The sequence below is a fragment of the Bradyrhizobium sp. 149 genome (assembly GCF_023073915.1).
GTDB lineage: Bacteria > Pseudomonadota > Alphaproteobacteria > Rhizobiales > Xanthobacteraceae > Bradyrhizobium.
The window spans coordinates 1,339,451-1,356,587 of record NZ_JADPKK010000022.1 but is presented as its reverse complement, the minus strand read 5'-3'; the positions used below and the strand labels follow the sequence as shown (position 1 = coordinate 1,356,587).

The following is a 17,137-nucleotide window of genomic DNA, read 5'->3' as shown; positions in this document are numbered from 1 at the left end:
GATACAAGACTACCCAATACAAATATAAAATTTAGGGAGAGAACGATGAGCGATTTCGACAGGCGAAGTGTGCTTAAAGTCGGCCTGGGCGGCGCGGCGTTGCTGGCCGGCCCGGGCATCGTCCCGGTGCGCGCGGCGGAGTGGACCAACACGCCCGAGCCGAACGCTTCCATCCGCGTCTTGCGCTGGAAGCAGTTCATTCAGGCCGAGTTCGACAAATTCGCCGAGCAGACCAAGGCGTTCTCCGAGAAGACCGGCGTCAAGGTCAAGCTCGAGGCCGAGAGCTGGGAGGACATCCGCCCCAAAGCCGCGGTCGCCGCCAATGTCGGCGCCGGTCCGGACCTGATCATCGGCACGCTCGATGATCCCCACAAATTCCCGGAAAAGCTGATCGACATGACTGACCTCGCCGACTATCTCGGTGCGCAGTATGGCGGCTGGTATCCGGTTGCCGAACGCTACGGCAAGAAGGGCAACAGCTGGATCGCCATTCCGCAGGGCGCGACCGGCGGCTGCCTGAACTACCGCATAAGCCACGTGAAGGCCGCCGGCTTCGATGAATTCCCCAAGGATACTGCCGGCTTCCTCAAGCTGTGCCAGGCGCTGAAGAAGAACAACACGCCGGCCGGCTTCGCGCTCGGCCACGCCACGGGCGACGCCAACGGCTGGTGCCAGTGGGCGCTGTGGGCCTTCGGCGGCAAGGTCGTCAACGACAAGAACGAGGTCGTGATCGACTCGCCGGAGACGATCGCCGCGCTCGAATACGTCAAGCAGCTCTACGAGACCTTCATCCCCGGCGTGCTGTCGTGGAATGACTCGAACAACAACAAGGCGTTCTTGAACGGCGAGCTCAGCCTGACCCTGAACGGCATCTCGATCTGGACCGTCGGAAAGAACTCGACCGATCCGAAGCAGCAGGAGATCGCCAAAGACATGAACCACGCCCCGATGCCGATCGGGCCGGTCGGCGTGTCGACCGAGCAGCAGAACGTGCTCGTCTATTACGGTTACAAGCACTCGAAGTATCCGAAGGCGGTCAAGGAATACATCAAGTTCATGATGGACAAGGCGAACTACGACGCCTGGGAGGTCTCCTCCAACGGCTACGTCTCGCCGCCTCTGCCGGCCTATAACGACAACCCGGTATGGACCTCGGACCCGAAGATCACCCCGTATCGCGACTGCCTGAAGCGCTGCCGCGACAACGGCTTTGCCGGCGATCTCGGCTACGCCTCCGCCGCCGTGATGGGCGACTTCGTCGTCGTCGACATGTTCGCCGAGGCGGCGTCGGGCTCCGTCACGCCGAAGGCGGCAGCCGCACGCGCAGCCGAGCGCGCCAAGCGCTACTACCAGGTCTGATCAGCTCCAATCTACGCGGCGTCCGGTTCGCCGGACGCCGCGACTCTTCGTCGAGGGGAATCCGACATGGCAGTTATGGCCGAGTCCGCTGTCGCGCAGGTCAAGCGCAGCAGCCTGTGGACCAGAGCATTCGAGAGCCGGCATTTCCTCGGCGCGATGTTCATGGTGCCGGCGATCGCGATCCTCATCCTGTTTCTGGCTTATCCGCTGGCGCTGGGCTTCTGGCTCGGCATGACCGATACCAAGATTGGCGGAGCCGGGCGCTTCATCGGCTTCCAGAACTTCGTCTCGCTCTCCAAAGACTCGGTGTTCTGGCTATCGGTGTTCAACACGATCTTCTACACGGTCGCCGCCAGCGCCGTGAAATTCGCCATCGGACTTTACCTGGCGCTGCTGCTCAACGAGCGGCTGCCGTTCAAGTCGATGGTCCGCGCCATCGTCCTGCTGCCCTTCGTCGTGCCCACTGTGCTCTCCGCAATCGCGTTCTGGTGGATCTATGACAGCCAGTTCTCGATCATCTCCTGGGTGTTGATCAAGGCCGGCCTGATCACACGCTATATCGATTTCCTCGGCGATCCTTGGAATGCGCGCTGGTCGGTCGTCGCTGCCAATATCTGGCGCGGCGTGCCTTTCGTGGCGATCACGCTGCTGGCGGGACTTCAGACCATCTCGCCCTCGCTCTATGAGGCCGCCAATCTCGACGGCGCCACCAATCTGCAGCGCTTCCGCCACATCACGCTGCCGATGCTGTCGCCGATCATCGCGGTCGTGATGACGTTCTCGGTGCTGATGACCTTCACCGACTTCCAGCTCATCTACACCATCACACGGGGTGGGCCGATCAACTCCACCCATCTGATGGCGACGCTGTCGTTCCAGCGGGCCATCACCGGCGGCAATCTCGGCGAGGGCGCGGCGATCTCGAACGCAATGATTCCGTTCCTGGTCGCCGCGATCCTGCTCAGCTTTTTCGGGCTTCAGCGTTCCCGCTGGCAGCAGGGCGGGAGGGACTGACCATGACCACGATGGACGACCAAAGCGTCGGAATGGACTATCTGGAGAAGTTCCCGCGGAAGTTTTTCCGCGTCTACCTTCCGCTCGGCCTGATCATCTTCTTCCTGCTGTTCCCGTTCTACTGGATGGCGGTCGCGACGTTCAAGCCGGACGCGGAGATGTACGACTACGAGAAGTACAATCCGTTCTGGATCGTGCATCCGACGCTGGAGCACATCAAGAAGCTGTTCTTCGACACCGACTATCCGCTCTGGATGTGGAACACCGTGATCGTCTCGGTGTCGTCGACCTTCATTTCATTGTTCGCCAGCGTCTGCGCCGCCTACGCGATCGAACGCCTGCGCTACAAGGGCTCGCGCTATGTCGGCCTTGCGATCTTCCTCGGCTATCTCGTGCCGCCCTCGATCCTGTTCATTCCGCTGGCGGCGATCGTGTTTCAGCTCGGCCTGTTCGACGGCAATCTGGCGCTGATCCTGACCTATCCGACCTTCCTGATCCCGTTCTGCACCTGGCTCCTGATGGGTTATTTCCGCACCATCCCCTATGAGCTTGAGGAGTGTGCGCTGATCGACGGGGCGACGCGGCTGCAGATCCTGATGAAGATCACGCTGCCGCTGTCGCTGCCGGGCGTGATCTCGGCGGGCATCTTCGCCTTCACGCTGTCCTGGAACGAGTTCATCTACGCGCTGACCTTCATCTCCTCGTCCGAGAACAAGACGATCCCCGTCGGCGCGATCACCGAGCTCGTCAATGGCGACGTCTATCATTGGGGCGCGCTGATGGCGGCGGCTCTGACAGGCTCGGTCCCCGTAGTTATCCTTTATTCCTTCTTCGTGGAGTATTATGTGTCGGCGATGACCGGCGCCGTGAAGGAATGATCGCGGGGCTTGCCTTCAGGCCTGCCAGGACGAATCGCCAAGGGCGGCGCGTTCCGGCCAATAAAAAGGAGTAGGCTCTTGCACATTCTGGTTCTGGGCGCCGCCGGCATGGTCGGCCGCAAATTGTGTGAACGGCTGCTGCGCGACGGCCGGCTCGGCAAGAGCGAGATCACCAAGCTGACCATGCACGACGTGGTCGAGCCGAAGATGCCGGAAAAAGCCGGTTTTGCCGTCGAGACCGTCTCGGGCGATTTCGCCGTACCGGGTGCGGCCGAAAAGCTGGTCGCCGGCCGCCCGGACGTGATCTTTCATCTGGCCGCGATCGTCTCGGGCGAAGCCGAGCTCGATTTCGACAAGGGCTATCGTATCAATCTCGACGGCACGCGGATGCTGCTCGACGCCGTCAGGCTCGCGGGCGGCGGCTACAAGCCGCGCGTGGTGTTCACCTCCTCGATCGCGGTGTTCGGCGCGCCGTTCCCGGAGGCGATCGGCGATGAGTTCTTCCATACGCCGCTTCTGAGCTACGGTACGCAGAAGGCAATCGGCGAATTGCTGCTGGCCGACTATTCCCGCCGCGGCTTCCTCGACGGCATCGGGATCCGTTTGCCGACCATCTGCATCAGGCCCGGTCTGCCCAACAAGGCGGCATCGGGCTTCTTCTCCAGTATCCTGCGCGAGCCGCTGGCCGGCAAGGAGGTCGTGCTGCCGGTCTCCGAGGACGTCCGCCACTGGCATGCCACGCCGCGCTCCGCCGTTGGATTCCTGCTGCATGCCGGCACCATGGACCTCGCCGCGGTGGGGCCGCGCCGTAATTTGACCATGCCGGGCCTGTCGGCGACAGTCGGCGAGCAGATCGCTGCGCTGAAACGCGTCGCGGGCGACAAGGTCGCTGCCCGCATCAAGCGGGAGCCCGATCCCTTCATCATCGGTATCGTCGGCGGCTGGCCGCGCAACTTCAATGCCAAGCGGTCGCTCGAGCTCGGCTTCACAACCGCCGAGAAGACTTTCGACGACATCATCCGCATTCACATCGAAGACGAGCTCGGCGGCAATTTCGTCGCCTGATCTCTGACTGAGCGGGTAAAGTGATGGCGAGCGTTGCTTGCATCGGCGAATGCATGGTCGAGCTCCGGCAGGCCCAAGGTGGACAATCAGCCGGACAGTCCGGCGGGCAGGGCGGGGGCCTCTACTCGCGCGGTTTCGGCGGAGACACCCTCAACACGGCTGTGTATCTGGCGCGGCTCGAGATCAAGGTCGATTATCTCACCGCACTTGGCGACGATGCCCTGAGCGATGAGATGATTGCGGCTTGGACTGCGGAGGGCGTCGGCACGAGACGCGTCGCGCGGCTACCGGGCAAGCTGCCCGGCCTTTACATGATCCAGCTCGATGCGAAGGGCGAGCGCCAGTTCCTCCACTGGCGCGACAGTGCGGCGGCCCGCCAGCTGATGAATCTGCCGGAGACGGACGATCTCCTCAACTCGCTGATGAGCTACGACGTCGTCTATCTCTCTGCGATCACGCTCTCGATCTACGACGCGGCCGGGCGCGAGCGCCTGTTCGCGGCGATCAAGCGTGCGCGCCTGCTCGGCACCCGTTTCGTGTTCGACACCAACTTTCGCGCGCGGGGTTGGCCGGACCGCGATGTCGCGCGCGAGGTGTTTTCAGCGGCATTCGCGGCTGCCGACATCGTGCTGACCTCGACCGAGGATCTGCTCGCCCTCTATCCCGGCGAGAGCCACGACCAATTGATGGCGCGCATCCCGAGCCCCGAGCTGGTGTTCCGGCTCGCCGATCCGGTCAGCCTGTTGCGCTTTCCCGGGGCGACCCACGAGGTCCGCGCCGAGCCCATGACCAAGCCCGTGGTCGACACAACCGCGGCCGGCGACAGCTTTGCGGCGGCCTATATCGCGGCGCGGCTCGCCGGTTCCGACCCGGTCGAGGCGGCCCAGGCCGGGCACCGCCTCGCCAGCCTCGTGATCTGCTATTCGGGCGCCATCATTCCGGGTTATGCCATGCCACCGAAGAAGCGGCACCGGCCGGCGACCACGCGTCAAGCGACCAAGTGAAACGAAAGCCAATATGACCACGACTGCCCAACAGAACCACCTCGTCGCGCTGTTCAAGGCCGCGACCGTCATTCCCGTCCTCACCATCGAGCGTATCCAGGATGCTGTGCCGCTGGCCCGCGCGCTGGTTGCCGGCGGCGTCCGCACGCTGGAGGTGACCATGCGCACCCCTGTTGCGATCGAGGCCGCGAGGGCGATGATGGCCGAGGTGCCTGAGGCGGTCGTCGGCATCGGCACGATTCTCAATCCGGCCGACTTCGCTCGCGTCGAGAAGCTTGGCGTCAAATTCGGCATCAGCCCGGGCTTGACCCCCGATCTCCTCAAGGTTGCCGCCGACAGCTCCTTGCCGTTCGCCCCGGGCATCGCGACTGCCTCCGAGCTCATGATGGCGCTGGCCCATGGCCTCGACGTCGCAAAATTCTTCCCGGCCGAGCAGGCCGGCGGCATCAAGGGCCTGCGCGCCCTCGCCGGTCCGTTCCCGAACGTGCGGTTCTGTCCCACGGGCGGCGTCGGTGAGGCTAATGCGGCGACCTGGCTCGCCGAGCCCAACGTGGTTGCGGTCGGCGGTTCCTGGCTGTGTCCGGCAGCGGAGGTGAGGGCCGGCAACTGGGCGGGCATAACTGCCATCTGCCAGCGCACCCTCAAGGCCCTGAAAGCCGCGTGAAGTCTTGCCATCCTTGGGCTAAGACTTAGCTCAGACAAGACTTGAGATCAGACGACCCCGGGAGAGAAGACATGGCCGCCAGCATCGTCGGATGGGCGCATACGCCTTTCGGCAAGTTCGACACCGAGACCGTGGAAAGCCTTGTGGTGAAGGTCGCCAATGAGGCGCTGGCGGATGCCGGTATTTCGGCCGGCGATATCGACGAGATCGTGCTCGGCCATTTCAACGCCGGCTTCTCGCCCCAGGATTTTACCGCCTCGCTGGTGCTCCAGGCCGACCCGAAGCTGCGCTTCAAGCCGACCACCCGCGTCGAGAACGCCTGCGCCACCGGCTCCGCCGCCGTGCATCAGGGCGTGCGTGCGATTGCCGCAGGGGCGGCCAGGATCGTGCTCGTCGTCGGCGTCGAACAGATGACGCGCACGCCGGGGCCGGAGATCGGCAAGAACCTGTTGAAGGCGTCCTATCTGCCCGAGGACGGCGACACAGTCGGCGGCTTCGCCGGTGTGTTCGGCAAGATCGCCAGCTCCTATTTCCAGAAATACGGCGACCAGTCCGATGCACTGGCGCTGATCGCGGCCAAGAACCACAAGAACGGCGTCGCCAATCCGTTCGCCCAGATGCGCAAGGACTTTGGTTTCGAGTTCTGCCGCGCCGAGAGCGAGAAGAATCCCTATGTCGCCGGTCCGCTGAAGCGCACCGATTGCTCGCTCGTCTCCGACGGTGCCGCGGCGCTCGTGCTGGCCGACGGCGAGACCGCCAAGACCATGAGCAAGTCGATCGGCTTCCGCGCCACCGCGCACGCCCAGGACTTTTTGCCGATGTCCAAGCGCGACATCCTCCAGTTCGAGGGCTGCACGGTCGCCTGGCAGCGCGCGCTGGAAAAGGCGGGCGTTGCGCTCACCGATCTCTCCTTCGTCGAGACCCATGACTGCTTCACGGTCGCCGAGCTGATCGAGTACGAAGCGATGGGCCTGACGCCGAAGGGGCAGGGCGCCCGCGCCATCAAGGAAGGCTGGACGCTCAAGGACGGCAAGCTGCCGGTCAATCCGTCCGGTGGCCTCAAGGCCAAGGGCCATCCGATCGGTGCCACCGGCGTCTCCATGCACGTGATGACCGCGATGCAGCTCGCCGGCCAAGCGCCCGAGGGCATGCAGCTCAAGAATGCAAAACTCGGCGGCATCTTCAACATGGGCGGTGCGGCCGTTGCCAACTACGTCTCCGTGCTGGAGCCGCTGAAGTAAGGCCGCAGGGTGGGCAAAGCGCGAAGCGCCGTGCCCACCTTCTTTTCTTGCGCTAGATCATGGTGGGCCCACCCGGCCCCTTAAAGCTCTTGATCGATTTGCAGGGGATGCATCATGAGCAATGACTACGAAGATTCGCTGTCGATGGACGCGCTCAACGACCGCATCGCGATCCTCGAGGACAATATAAGGCAGCTCATCGAGCAGGCCGCGGCGGCCTCGGGTGAGCAGAACGAGTCGCGGATCGCGGATCGCATCAACCAGCAGAATGAGGAACTCGACCGTCTCCTCAAGGTTCGCGAATCCCGTCAGAAGAAATAGCGGCCGCATCGCGGCGCATGCGGCCATACGCCGGCCGCCCTTGCGCACGCGCCGCCGCTGCCGTTAGCTGGACCGAAATCGGAGGGCCCCAAGTGAGCCCGCGCGATCGGGAGCGAACGATGGGGCCGCTGAAGGACATCAAGATCGTCGACATGACCACCGTGCTGATGGGGCCCTATGCGACCCAGATGCTCGGCGACTACGGCGCAGACGTCATCAAGGTGGAGTCCCTGGACGGCGACGTCACCCGCCTGATCGGGCCGATGCGGCACGCCGGCATGGGCCCGGTGTTCCTCAACACCAACCGCAGCAAGCGCTCGATCTGCCTCGACCTGAAGAAGCCCGCCGGCCGCGAGGCCGTGCTGCGCTTGCTGAAAGACGCCGACGTCCTTGTCTACAACGTCCGCCCGCAGGCGATGGCGCGGCTTCAACTCGGCTATGACGTAGTTTCCAAGATCAATCCGCGTCTGGTCTATGCCGGCGTGTTCGGTTTCGGCCAGGACGGGCCGTATGCTGCAAAACCTGCCTATGACGACCTGATCCAGGGCGCCACCGCGCTGCCGGCTCTGATGGCGCAGACCGGTGACGGCGTGCCGCGCTATGTGCCCAACGCGCTGGTCGATCGCATCGTCGGCTTGACCGCCGTCGGCGCGATCTGCGCCAGCCTCGTGCACCGCGACCGCACCGGACGCGGCCAGCGCGTCGACATCCCGATGTTCGAGACCATGGCCGGCTTCGTCATGGGCGACCATATGGGCGGATTGACCTACGAGCCGCCGCTCGACAAGGGCGGTTACGCCCGCCACCTCTCGCGCGATCGCCGGCCCTACAAGACGTCGGACGGCTATCTCAGCATCATCGTCTACAACGACAAACAGTGGGAGAACTTCTTCAAGGCCACGGGACGTGACGATCTGCGGGCCGACGCGATGTTCGCGAGCTTTGCCGGCCGCGCCGCCAACATCGACGTCGTCTATGCCGAGCTCGCGCGCATCTTCGAGACGCGCTCCACGGCGGAATGGATCGACCTGCTGACCAAGGCGGACGTGCCTGTAATGCCGATGCACGACCTCGCGTCGATGCTGCACGACGAGCATCTGGAGGCGACGAATTTCTTCCCGGTCGTGAACCATCCGACCGAAGGTCCGATCCGCAGCATGAAGGTGACGGCGACCTGGTCCGGGACTGAAGCCGAACCGGTGCGCCTCGCCCCGCAGCTCAACGAGCACGGCGCGGAGATCCTGCGTGAGATCGGCTATTCCGCGGACGAGATCGAGGCCATGGTCCGCGACGGCGTCACCCGTTCGCCGCCTCGGAATGACGATGCACAGGTGCGCCCATGAGCTTCATCACCGGCGTCGGCCTCACGCCTTTTGGCAAGCACGAAGGCTCGTCCTCGCTCGACCTGATGAGCAAGGCCGCGCAGGCCGCGCTTGACGATGCCGGGCTCAAGCGCGCGGAGATCGACGGCGTCCTCTGCGGCTACTCCACAGTCTCGTCGCACATCATGCTGGCGACCGTCTTTGCCGAGCATTTTGGCATCCGCCCCAGTTACGCCCATGCCGTCCAGGTCGGCGGCGCGACCGGGCTCGCGATGACCATGCTCGCCCATCATCTCGTCGAAGCAGGCGTCGCCCGCAATGTGCTCGTCGTCGGCGGCGAGAACCGCCTCACTGGCCAGAGCCGCGATGCCTCGATCCAGGCACTGGCGCAGGTCGGTCATCCCGATTACGAGGTGCCGCTCGGCCCGACCATTCCCGCCTATTACGGCCTTGTCGCCAACCGCTACATGCACGAATACGGCGTGACGGAAGAAGACCTCGCCGAATTCGCGGTGCTGATGCGCGCCCACGCCTGCAGCCATCCCGGCGCCCAATTCCACGATCCCATCACTGTTTCCGACGTCATGGCCTCGAAGCCGGTGGCGATGCCGCTGAAGCTGCTCGATTGCTGCCCGGTGTCGGACGGTGGCGCCGCCTTCGTCATCAGCCGCGAGCGGACCCGAGAGGCCGGCGTGCGCATTCGCGGCTGTGCCCAGGCCCATACCCATCAGCACGTCACAGCAGCGCCGACGCTCAGCGAGCTCGGCGCCGAGATCTCCGCCGCCCGCGCCAGCGAGGCCACGGGACTTGCGATCTCCGACGTGCGCTACGCCGCGATCTACGACAGCTTTACGATAACGCTGGCCATGCTGCTGGAGGACCTCGGTCTTGCCGCGCGCGGCGAGGCAGCCGCCCGCGTGCGCGCCGGCCATTTCAGCCGCGACGGCGCGATCCCGCTGAACACCCATGGCGGCCTGCTCAGCTACGGTCATTGCGGCGTCGGTGGTGCCATGGCGCATCTCGTCGAGGCGCATTTGCAGATGACGGGGCGGGCGGCGAATCGTCAGGTGGGCGACGCTTCGATCGCGCTGCTGCACGGCGACGGCGGCGTGCTGTCGTCCCACGTGACCATGTTCCTGGAGCGGGTGCGATGAGCGAGCGTCTGGTCGACTGGACCAGGGGTGAACAGGCCATCACCTTTCAGACCTGCAGCGCATGCGGCCAGGTGCAGTATTTTCGCCGCGCCTTCTGCGCGGCCTGCGGCGCGTCGGATCCACGCGAGCAGCGCGCCAGCGGCAAGGGCCGGGTGTACGCGACGTCGCTGGTCTGCCGCGCCGCGACGCCTGAGACGCGCACACACGTGCCCTACAACATCCTGCTGGTCGACTGCGCCGAGGGCTTTCGCATGATGGCGCATGGTGAGAATGACCTCGCCATCGGCGATGAGGTCGATGCGAGCTTCAAACCGTTCGCCGGCAGGCTGGTGCCGTTCTTCGTGAAAAGGAAATAGTGGGATTCGTCATTCGGGGGCGGTCCTGAGGACCGAGCCTGGAACGGGATTCTGGGCCTGGCGTGTGCGAAACGCCACCCCGGAATGACGAAAACTCCAAAACTCTACCTAACGCCCGTAGAATAGGATGCTGGCGATGACGAGCATCGCCATCACCGCCAGCATATGCGCAAGCGCTTCCGAGGCCGCCCCCTTGGTGGCTTCCTTCATGTCGTTTCTCCCTAGACTCGGGCGTGACTCATCGATGCGCGGCGAGCGCAAGGACGGCCAATTATTTTACTCGGAACACCCCACTTCGAGTACTCGCTTGCGATCAAGTCCCCACGCAGCGAATATCGACTGTCCCAAGGTCGATCAGCAATGCGGCGGCATTTTGACTCGATGTTGTTGCTCCTGCGTCTCCGCGCGAATAGAGTTTCATGGAACTTTCGCCGGCAACGACAATGAGCATCAAAGGCTCCGAGAAAGCCTTCGACAAAAATATCAGGAAAATCATGGCCCGCATCAACTACAGCGACCCGTCCAAGGCATCCGAGCGCACCCGCGAAATCCTCGACAAGAACCGCAATGCCAACATCTTCCGGATGATGTCGCACTCGCCCAGCTATTTCGAGCAGTACTGCCGGCTCGGCGGCGCCATCCGTCATAAGGGCGAGCTCGATCCGATCGTGCGCGAGCTCGCGATCACGCGCACCGGCATTTTGTGCGAGGCACCGTATGAGATCGTCGCGCACAAGCGCATCGGCAAGAATGTCGGGGTCAGCGACGAGCAGAACGAGGCGCTCGAAAACTGGCAGGCTGCTTCCTGTTTCGACGAGACGCAGCGCGCCGCACTCGCCTTCACCGACGAGATCGTCAAGCTGAACAAGCCGACGGATGCGACCTTTAAGGCGATCTCGTCGAAGCTGACGCCGGCCGCGCTGGTCGAGCTGCAACTCTCGGTCGGCTTCTACATCATGACCTCGAAATTCCTTGAGACCTTCGAGATCGACCTCCAGCCGGTCACGGAAGTGGTGGGCTAATTTAGGAGAAGCACGGTCTTTATCCGCACTCCGTCATTGCGAGCGCAGCGAAGCAATCCAGTGTCCTTCCGCGGGCGCATTTCTGGATTGTTTCGCTGCGCTCGCAATGAGGAGGGGGAGCAGCGTCGTCAGGTCGCGCTGAGGATATCCACCCTGGCGTTAGCGACGATCAGGCGGTCTGCGAGGAGCTGTGCCAAATTGCGCATGACCCGCTCGCTGGCGCGGGGGTGCTGCTTGCGGAAGCGTTCGAAGTCCTTCAGGGGCACCTCGTGCGCCGTAGCCGCCATGTCCGCGAACACGTCGGCCGAGCGGGTCGGCTCCAGCAGCGCCATCTCGCCGAACGCCATGCCGGCGGTCAGCGTTGCCAGTCGCACGCCGTCGGGCAAGGTGACATGCACCGCGCCGCTGCGCAGAAAGAACAGAGCGTCGGCGGGATCGCCTGCCGTGATGATCTTTGCGCCGGACTGAAAGGTCCGGATCGTGCAGATCGACGCGAGGTCGGTCAGCTCTTCCTCGCTCATGCCGGCGAGCAGCGGCTGCTCGGCAAGCTCGGTGGTCTCGTGAAAATCGATCGAGCCGCCATAGCGATAGACGATCTGGTCTTCGGCCCATTCGACCGCGGTGTCGAGCAGGTAGAAATCGCGGACGTTCTTCAGCTCGGCGGTCCATTCCCGCAGGCTGTCCCATTCCTTGGAGGCGCGCCTGACGCCTGATAGCACCACCGTGACGTTCAGCGCGGCGAGCTCCTCGAAAGCCTCTGCCACGAGCCGGGCACCGGCGCGTGTGGTGGAGGTGACGCGATGGAGATCGAAGATCACGAATTGCGGCCGCGGTCGGCCCGCAAGCCGGCGCGAGACATAATCCACCGCCGACAGCGACAGCGTGCCGACCAGCTCGATGACCCGCACCTCCTGCTCGTGGGCCGCGAGAATATCGCGCTCCTGCGGGCGGCGGACGCGTCGCGACGGGCTCTTGCCGATGTCGTAGTCGGCGATGACGGCGTTGCGTGCATCGTCGCTGCGGTTGAGCATGTGCAGATCGTAATGAGAGGATAGCGCCTCGCAGACCTTGATGCCGCGCACGCTGTTGCCGTGCTTGTCGAGCTTCGGCGAATAGCTGCCGAGCCCGAGGCGGGCGGGGAGGGCGGCGAGAATACCGCCGCCGACGCCGCTCTTGGCGGGGATGCCAATCCGGTAGATCCATTCGCCGGCATAGTCGTACATGCCCGACGACGTCATCACCGACAGCGTGCGCGAGATCGCGTAAGGCGTCAGCACCTGCTCGCCCGTCACCGGATTGACGCCGCGGTTGGCGAGCGTTGCCGCCATCACCGCGATGTCGCGCGCGGTGACCAGCACCGCGCATTGCCTGAAATAGACGTCGAGCACGGCAGCGACATTGTCCGAGATCACCGCATTGGTCTTCAGGAGATAGCCGATGGCGCGGTTGCGGTCGCCGGTCTGGCTCTCCGACGCATAGACCGCCTCGTCGAGGGCGAGGTCGCGCCCGGCGAAACGACCAAGCGCGAGGCGAATTTGCTCGAAGGCGTCTGCGCCCTTGCTGTCATAGATCAGCCCGGTGCAGGCGATCGCGCCGGCATTGACCATTGGGTTGAATGGATGGTTTTCCGAGTTGAGCCGGATCGAGTTGAAGGGATCGCCCGAGGGCTCGACGCCGATTGCGCTCTCGACCCTCCCAGCGCCGAGCAGGTCCAGCGCCAGTGCGAACACGAACGGCTTTGACATCGACTGGATGGTGAAGGGCACCCGGCTGTCGCCGACCTCGTAGACATGTCCGTCCAGGGTCGCGAGGCTGATGCCGAAACAGGCAGGATCGGCCTTGCTCAGCTCGGGAATGTAGTCGGCAACCGCGCCCGAGGCCTCGGCCGAAAATTCATTAAGGCAATTGTCCAGAAACCGCAGCAAAGGCGGCTTCGAACGGGTCCAGGCGGTGGCGAGAGGCGAAAGCGGTTTCATCGCCTCTCTTTGTGCAACGCAATCAGGGCACGCGCAACCCGTCCGCCACCATGGTCTGCCGCCGGACCAGCAGCAGGGCGAGCAAAACTGTGGGAACGAGGATGGCGAGGCCGAGCAGCGTCACCTGCATCTGCGACAGTGGCATGATGCCGCCGCCGGGGGTGGCCACCACGAAGCCGCCGATCACCAGCAGCACGCGGATCGGCCATTCCAGCGCACCGGCGCCGCGGAGATCGCCGACGAAGGGCTGGTAGCCCTGGATGCCGCCGCAGATGAACAGGGTGCCGAACGCCGCAAGGGCCATCAGACCGAGGCCGGCGAGATAGGGGCTCGGCCCTTGCAGCACCAGCGCCGGATTGAGCACGAAGAAGAACGGGATGAAATAGATGATGCTGCCGACCCACATCGATTCCCAGCCCGTCTTCATCGCAGGCGAGCCGGCAATTCCTGCGGCGGCGAATGAAGCAATCGCGACCGGCGGGGTGATCGAGGACAGCATGCCCCAGTAAAAGATGAACATGTGCACGGCCATCTTGTTCAGCCCGAGCTTCTCTAGCGCGGGCGCGACCAGAATGGCGAGGAAGATGTAACAGGCCGTCGTGGTCAGCCCGAGTCCGAGGATCAGACTGGTGAGGGCGCACATGCCGAGCAGCAGGAACGGGTTGTCGCCGGCGATATGCAGCAGGTCGTTGGCGAGGCTCGACACCACGCCGGTCATCGAGAAGGCGCCGATCAGCAGACCGCAGCCGGCGAGAATGCCGACCAGCTCGACGAAGGTGCGGCCGTTGACTTCGAGGAATTTGCCGATGGTCGCGACAGTCCAGCGCGTGTCCTTCGAGAACAGCTGGTTGAGGACCAGAAGCAGGGCGGTGGCGTAGAACGGCGCATGGCTTTCGCGCTTGAAGTAGAGCAGCATCACGATCAGGAGCGCGATCACGAAGACGTAGTACCAGCCGTCCCGGATCGTATCCATGACCCGCGGCAGCTCCGCGCGCGGAATGCCCTTCAGCCCATGGCGTGCGGCATAGGAATCGACCTGCATGAACAGGCCGATATAATAGAGCGTGGCGGGAATGATGGCTGCGATCGCGACATCGGCGTAGCTGACGTTGAGGAACTGTGCGATCACGAAGGCGGTCGCGCCCATCACCGGCGGCGCCAGCACCGCGCCGGTCGATGCGCAGGCCTCGATCGCGCCGGCATAGGAGGCGCGAAAGCCGCTCTTCTTCATCACCGGAATGGTCATGGTGCCGGCGGTGAGCACGTTGGAGATGATTGAGCCCGACATCATGCCGAGCAGGCCGCTGGCGAAGATGCAGACTTTCGCCGCGCCGCCGCGGAACGTGCCGCACAGCGCGAAGGCGAGATTGATGAAGAATCTTCCGGCGCCGGTCATCATCAGGGCCGTGCCGAACACGAGGAAGCCGATCACGGTGTCGGCAAAGGCCTGGATGGGAATGCCGAGCAGGCTCTCGCCGGACAGCACATGATAGGACGTTGCCTGCTCCAGCGTCGACTGCGTGCCGCGGAACGGCCCGAGCCAGCCGGATTCTGCGAACAGCGGATAGACGGTGAAAGGGAGCACGCTCAGGAGCAGGCTCCAGCCGCCGGTACGGCGCAGCGCCTCCATCAGCATCACCCACATCACGAGACCGGCGGCGATCACGCTGTTCGGTGCGCCGCCGAATTCCCACCCGGCCTCCGCGGCCTTGCGGACGTTCGACATCAACAGCAGCGCGGCGGCAAAGGTCACGACGAAGCAGAGAAGGTCATACCAGGGAATGCGGTCGAGCGGCGCGCGCGGGGTCCCCGGGAAGATCAGGAACGTGAACGGCAGCATCAGCGCAATCAGGAGATAGAAGTACTCCGTGTTGAGCTGGGTGTAGCCGACGAAGAAGCGCAGCGAGAATTGCTGGTTGATGCAGAGCAGGATGGTCGCGGCGGTTGCGGCCACCAGCGTCCAGCGCCAGCCGCCGCGCAGGCTTCGCACGCGCGTGACCTCGGCTTCCTGCATGTTGCCGGCGGCGCCGTGGGGATCGTCGAACACAAGCCGCTTGGCCTCGTCCTGCGGGGCGGTGGAGATTGAAGCAGACGACATGGTCGACCCCGCGCGTGGGCAGTTAACGCTGAGAACTAATCCTCGAACCCGTTCGGCATGTCGGTCTTCGCGAGTGCCGCGGCACGCGCTTTCATCCAGCCGTCGAGGAACGCCTTGTCATCCGAGGGGGGATTGGTCTTGCCGTATTCGGTCCACGCGGCGCCCAGTACTTCCTGCCGCTTGATCAATCTGTTGTTGTGCGCGTCCTGCGCGTCGCTCCATTGCTCGGCTTCCTTCAGCGCCTTCACCGCGCCGGGGTGCACCGGCACCACCCAGTCCTTGGTCTGGCGATCGGCGGCGAGCCCGCCGGCGCCGGGCGCGGAATCCTTGTAAGCGTCGTAGTTCACGATCATCGCCTTGGTGATCGCGTAGACCTGGTCGGCCGGCTGCGAGGCGTAGGCAACGAATATCGGGTAGGGATAGTTGCCGAGCTCGATCGGTTTGTCCGGCGAGATGCCGGCGCCGCAGGTCGCGGTCTGGGGGAAAAAGAACGAGCCGACCTTCTGCATCCGCGCCCAGCCTTCCTTGTCCTTGGCGGGCAGCGGCGGCCAGATCAGGCCGCGCGGCGAGGTCTCGGCTTCCTTGGCGGGGCCGGTGATGGTGGTGCCGAAGGCCGCGTCGGTGTCGTTGTTGATCAGGCCCTTCCACATCGCGCCGTAGCTTGCGAACTCGACCACCTTGACGTCCTTCTGCGTCAGGCCGGCGAAGGCGAGCACCGCGAGCGAGTTCTGGTTCAGCGCCGGCGAGCCGACCACGAATCCGACACGCTTGCCCTTGAGGTCTTTCAGCTCCTTGACGCCTGTGTCGGCGGCCACGCCGAGCGTGCCGCAATTGCAGTCGACGCTGGACAAGAGGATCTGGAGCGGCTGCGGGCCCCATTCCCTGGAGCCGAACTCGAACACGCCTTCCTGCGCGAAATAGGTACCCGATCCCATCGCCGCGGAGACCGCGCGCTTGGCGCGCAGCGGTGCGAGACGCGCGACGTCGTTGCCCGCGGGGAGCACGCGCACGTCGGTTGAGTATTTGTCCTTCATCATCTTGCCGACGCCGACCGCGATGTTGAAGCCGGCCGTGCCGGTGTCATAGGCGGTGAACGTCAATGTCGCCGGCAGCTTGATATCTTCGGCGGATGCATAGCGTGTAGACGCAAAAGAAAAGCCCGCCACCAAGGCAGGCGCGAGCATGATCAGCCCACGAAGCATGTTTCCCTCCAATGATCCTCGCGTTTGCCGCGACGATTTCTTTCTTTGTTTGAAACAGGTTTGTTTGAAACAGATCATGTCATCGCGATCAGGCGATAGCAACGCCGTACCGCGAACGCAGGAAAGAGGCTGACAGATTGTCGCGGAAACGACGGATAATGCAGTCAGCTCGCGACGATCGCGATCGCCTGTCCCTCGGCAACGATGTCGTCGAGCTTCACCAGAAGCGATGTGATCTCGCCGCTCGCGGGAGAAAGCACAGGTATCTCCATCTTCATCGCTTCGACCACCACAATTTCATCGCCATCTGCAACGGTTCCTCCAACTTGCACGGGAGTTGCGCAGACCCGTCCGGCGATCTCCGTGACGATCTTAATTTCTGGCATGCCATCGCCTTTTTGTTGTCGTCGCAAAATGCCTGAGGTAGCGTCATCTGCAAGTGGAATTTAATTCCGCAGAGC

17 protein-coding genes are annotated in these 17,137 nt (G+C 63.9%); 12 read left to right on the top strand and 5 right to left on the bottom strand.

Translation table 11 applies throughout. The annotated features are described in order from the left end of the window. The first annotated feature begins 45 nt into the window (after nt 1–45). From IVA88_RS24180 to IVA88_RS24130, 11 genes are all read left to right on the top strand, one after another. Nucleotides 46–1,359, top strand: a complete 1,314-nt coding sequence (locus IVA88_RS24180; protein ID WP_247499662.1) for an ABC transporter substrate-binding protein — start codon at nt 46–48, stop codon at nt 1,357–1,359. Between the two features lie 66 nt (nt 1,360–1,425). Then, nucleotides 1,426–2,373 carry a sugar ABC transporter permease gene (locus IVA88_RS24175; protein WP_247499661.1) on the top strand — a complete coding sequence of 316 codons (948 nt, stop codon included), beginning with the start codon at nt 1,426–1,428 and terminating at the stop codon, nt 2,371–2,373. Between the two features lie 2 nt (nt 2,374–2,375). Further along, nucleotides 2,376–3,251: a carbohydrate ABC transporter permease gene (locus IVA88_RS24170; protein WP_247499660.1), complete on the top strand. Its 876-nt coding sequence runs from the start codon at nt 2,376–2,378 to the stop codon at nt 3,249–3,251. Between the two features lie 78 nt (nt 3,252–3,329). Further along, the gene (gene denD, locus IVA88_RS24165; RefSeq protein ID WP_247499659.1) at nt 3,330–4,316 is read left to right on the top strand and encodes a D-erythronate dehydrogenase; all 987 of its coding nucleotides are present in this window, start codon (nt 3,330–3,332) and stop codon (nt 4,314–4,316) included. Nucleotides 4,317–4,339: 23 nt separating this feature from the next. Then, nucleotides 4,340–5,320 carry a sugar kinase gene (locus IVA88_RS24160; protein ID WP_247499658.1) on the top strand — a complete coding sequence of 327 codons (981 nt, stop codon included), beginning with the start codon at nt 4,340–4,342 and terminating at the stop codon, nt 5,318–5,320. Between the two features lie 13 nt (nt 5,321–5,333). After that, on the top strand, nt 5,334–5,984 hold the full coding sequence (gene eda / locus IVA88_RS24155; protein WP_247499657.1) for a bifunctional 4-hydroxy-2-oxoglutarate aldolase/2-dehydro-3-deoxy-phosphogluconate aldolase: 651 nt from the start codon (nt 5,334–5,336) through the stop codon (nt 5,982–5,984). A 71-nt stretch (nt 5,985–6,055) separates the two neighbouring features. After that, on the top strand, nt 6,056–7,225 hold the full coding sequence (locus IVA88_RS24150) for an acetyl-CoA acetyltransferase (RefSeq protein WP_247499656.1): 1,170 nt from the start codon (nt 6,056–6,058) through the stop codon (nt 7,223–7,225). Nucleotides 7,226–7,339: 114 nt separating this feature from the next. After that, the gene (locus IVA88_RS24145) at nt 7,340–7,546 is read left to right on the top strand and encodes a hypothetical protein (protein ID WP_007592312.1); all 207 of its coding nucleotides are present in this window, start codon (nt 7,340–7,342) and stop codon (nt 7,544–7,546) included. A 119-nt stretch (nt 7,547–7,665) separates the two neighbouring features. Then, on the top strand, nt 7,666–8,889 hold the full coding sequence (locus IVA88_RS24140) for a CoA transferase (RefSeq protein ID WP_247499655.1): 1,224 nt from the start codon (nt 7,666–7,668) through the stop codon (nt 8,887–8,889). Beyond that, nucleotides 8,886–10,022, top strand: a complete 1,137-nt coding sequence (locus IVA88_RS24135; RefSeq protein ID WP_247499654.1) for a thiolase family protein — start codon at nt 8,886–8,888, stop codon at nt 10,020–10,022. Before IVA88_RS24140 ends, IVA88_RS24135 begins: the two co-directional genes overlap by 4 nt. Beyond that, nucleotides 10,019–10,378: an OB-fold domain-containing protein gene (locus IVA88_RS24130; protein WP_247499653.1), complete on the top strand. Its 360-nt coding sequence runs from the start codon at nt 10,019–10,021 to the stop codon at nt 10,376–10,378. Before IVA88_RS24135 ends, IVA88_RS24130 begins: the two co-directional genes overlap by 4 nt. A 313-nt stretch (nt 10,379–10,691) precedes the next feature. On the opposite strand, the gene IVA88_RS24125 is transcribed toward IVA88_RS24130, so the two are convergent. Next, entirely contained in the window at nt 10,692–10,874 is a 183-nt protein-coding gene (locus tag IVA88_RS24125) for a hypothetical protein (protein ID WP_247499652.1), read from the bottom strand. Here IVA88_RS24125 and IVA88_RS24120 point away from each other — a divergent pair. Next, a complete protein-coding gene (locus IVA88_RS24120; RefSeq protein ID WP_247499651.1) occupies nt 10,873–11,400 on the top strand; it encodes a carboxymuconolactone decarboxylase family protein in 528 nt (175 codons plus the stop codon). The two genes, IVA88_RS24125 and IVA88_RS24120, sit on opposite strands and share 2 nt — an antisense overlap. A 128-nt stretch (nt 11,401–11,528) precedes the next feature. Here IVA88_RS24120 and glsA read toward each other — a convergent pair whose 3' ends face one another. From glsA to IVA88_RS24100, 4 genes are all read right to left on the bottom strand, one after another. Further along, nucleotides 11,529–13,376, bottom strand: coding sequence for a glutaminase A (gene glsA, locus IVA88_RS24115; protein ID WP_247499650.1), 1,848 nt, complete (start codon nt 13,374–13,376; stop codon nt 11,529–11,531). Nucleotides 13,377–13,398: 22 nt separating this feature from the next. After that, nucleotides 13,399–15,474, bottom strand: coding sequence for a TRAP transporter permease (locus IVA88_RS24110; RefSeq protein ID WP_247499649.1), 2,076 nt, complete (start codon nt 15,472–15,474; stop codon nt 13,399–13,401). Between the two features lie 35 nt (nt 15,475–15,509). Then, on the bottom strand, nt 15,510–16,676 hold the full coding sequence (locus IVA88_RS24105) for a TAXI family TRAP transporter solute-binding subunit (RefSeq protein WP_247499648.1): 1,167 nt from the start codon (nt 16,674–16,676) through the stop codon (nt 15,510–15,512). Between the two features lie 164 nt (nt 16,677–16,840). Then, nucleotides 16,841–17,062: an acetyl-CoA carboxylase biotin carboxyl carrier protein subunit gene (locus tag IVA88_RS24100; protein WP_247499647.1), complete on the bottom strand. Its 222-nt coding sequence runs from the start codon at nt 17,060–17,062 to the stop codon at nt 16,841–16,843. Nucleotides 17,063–17,137 lie beyond the last annotated feature (75 nt).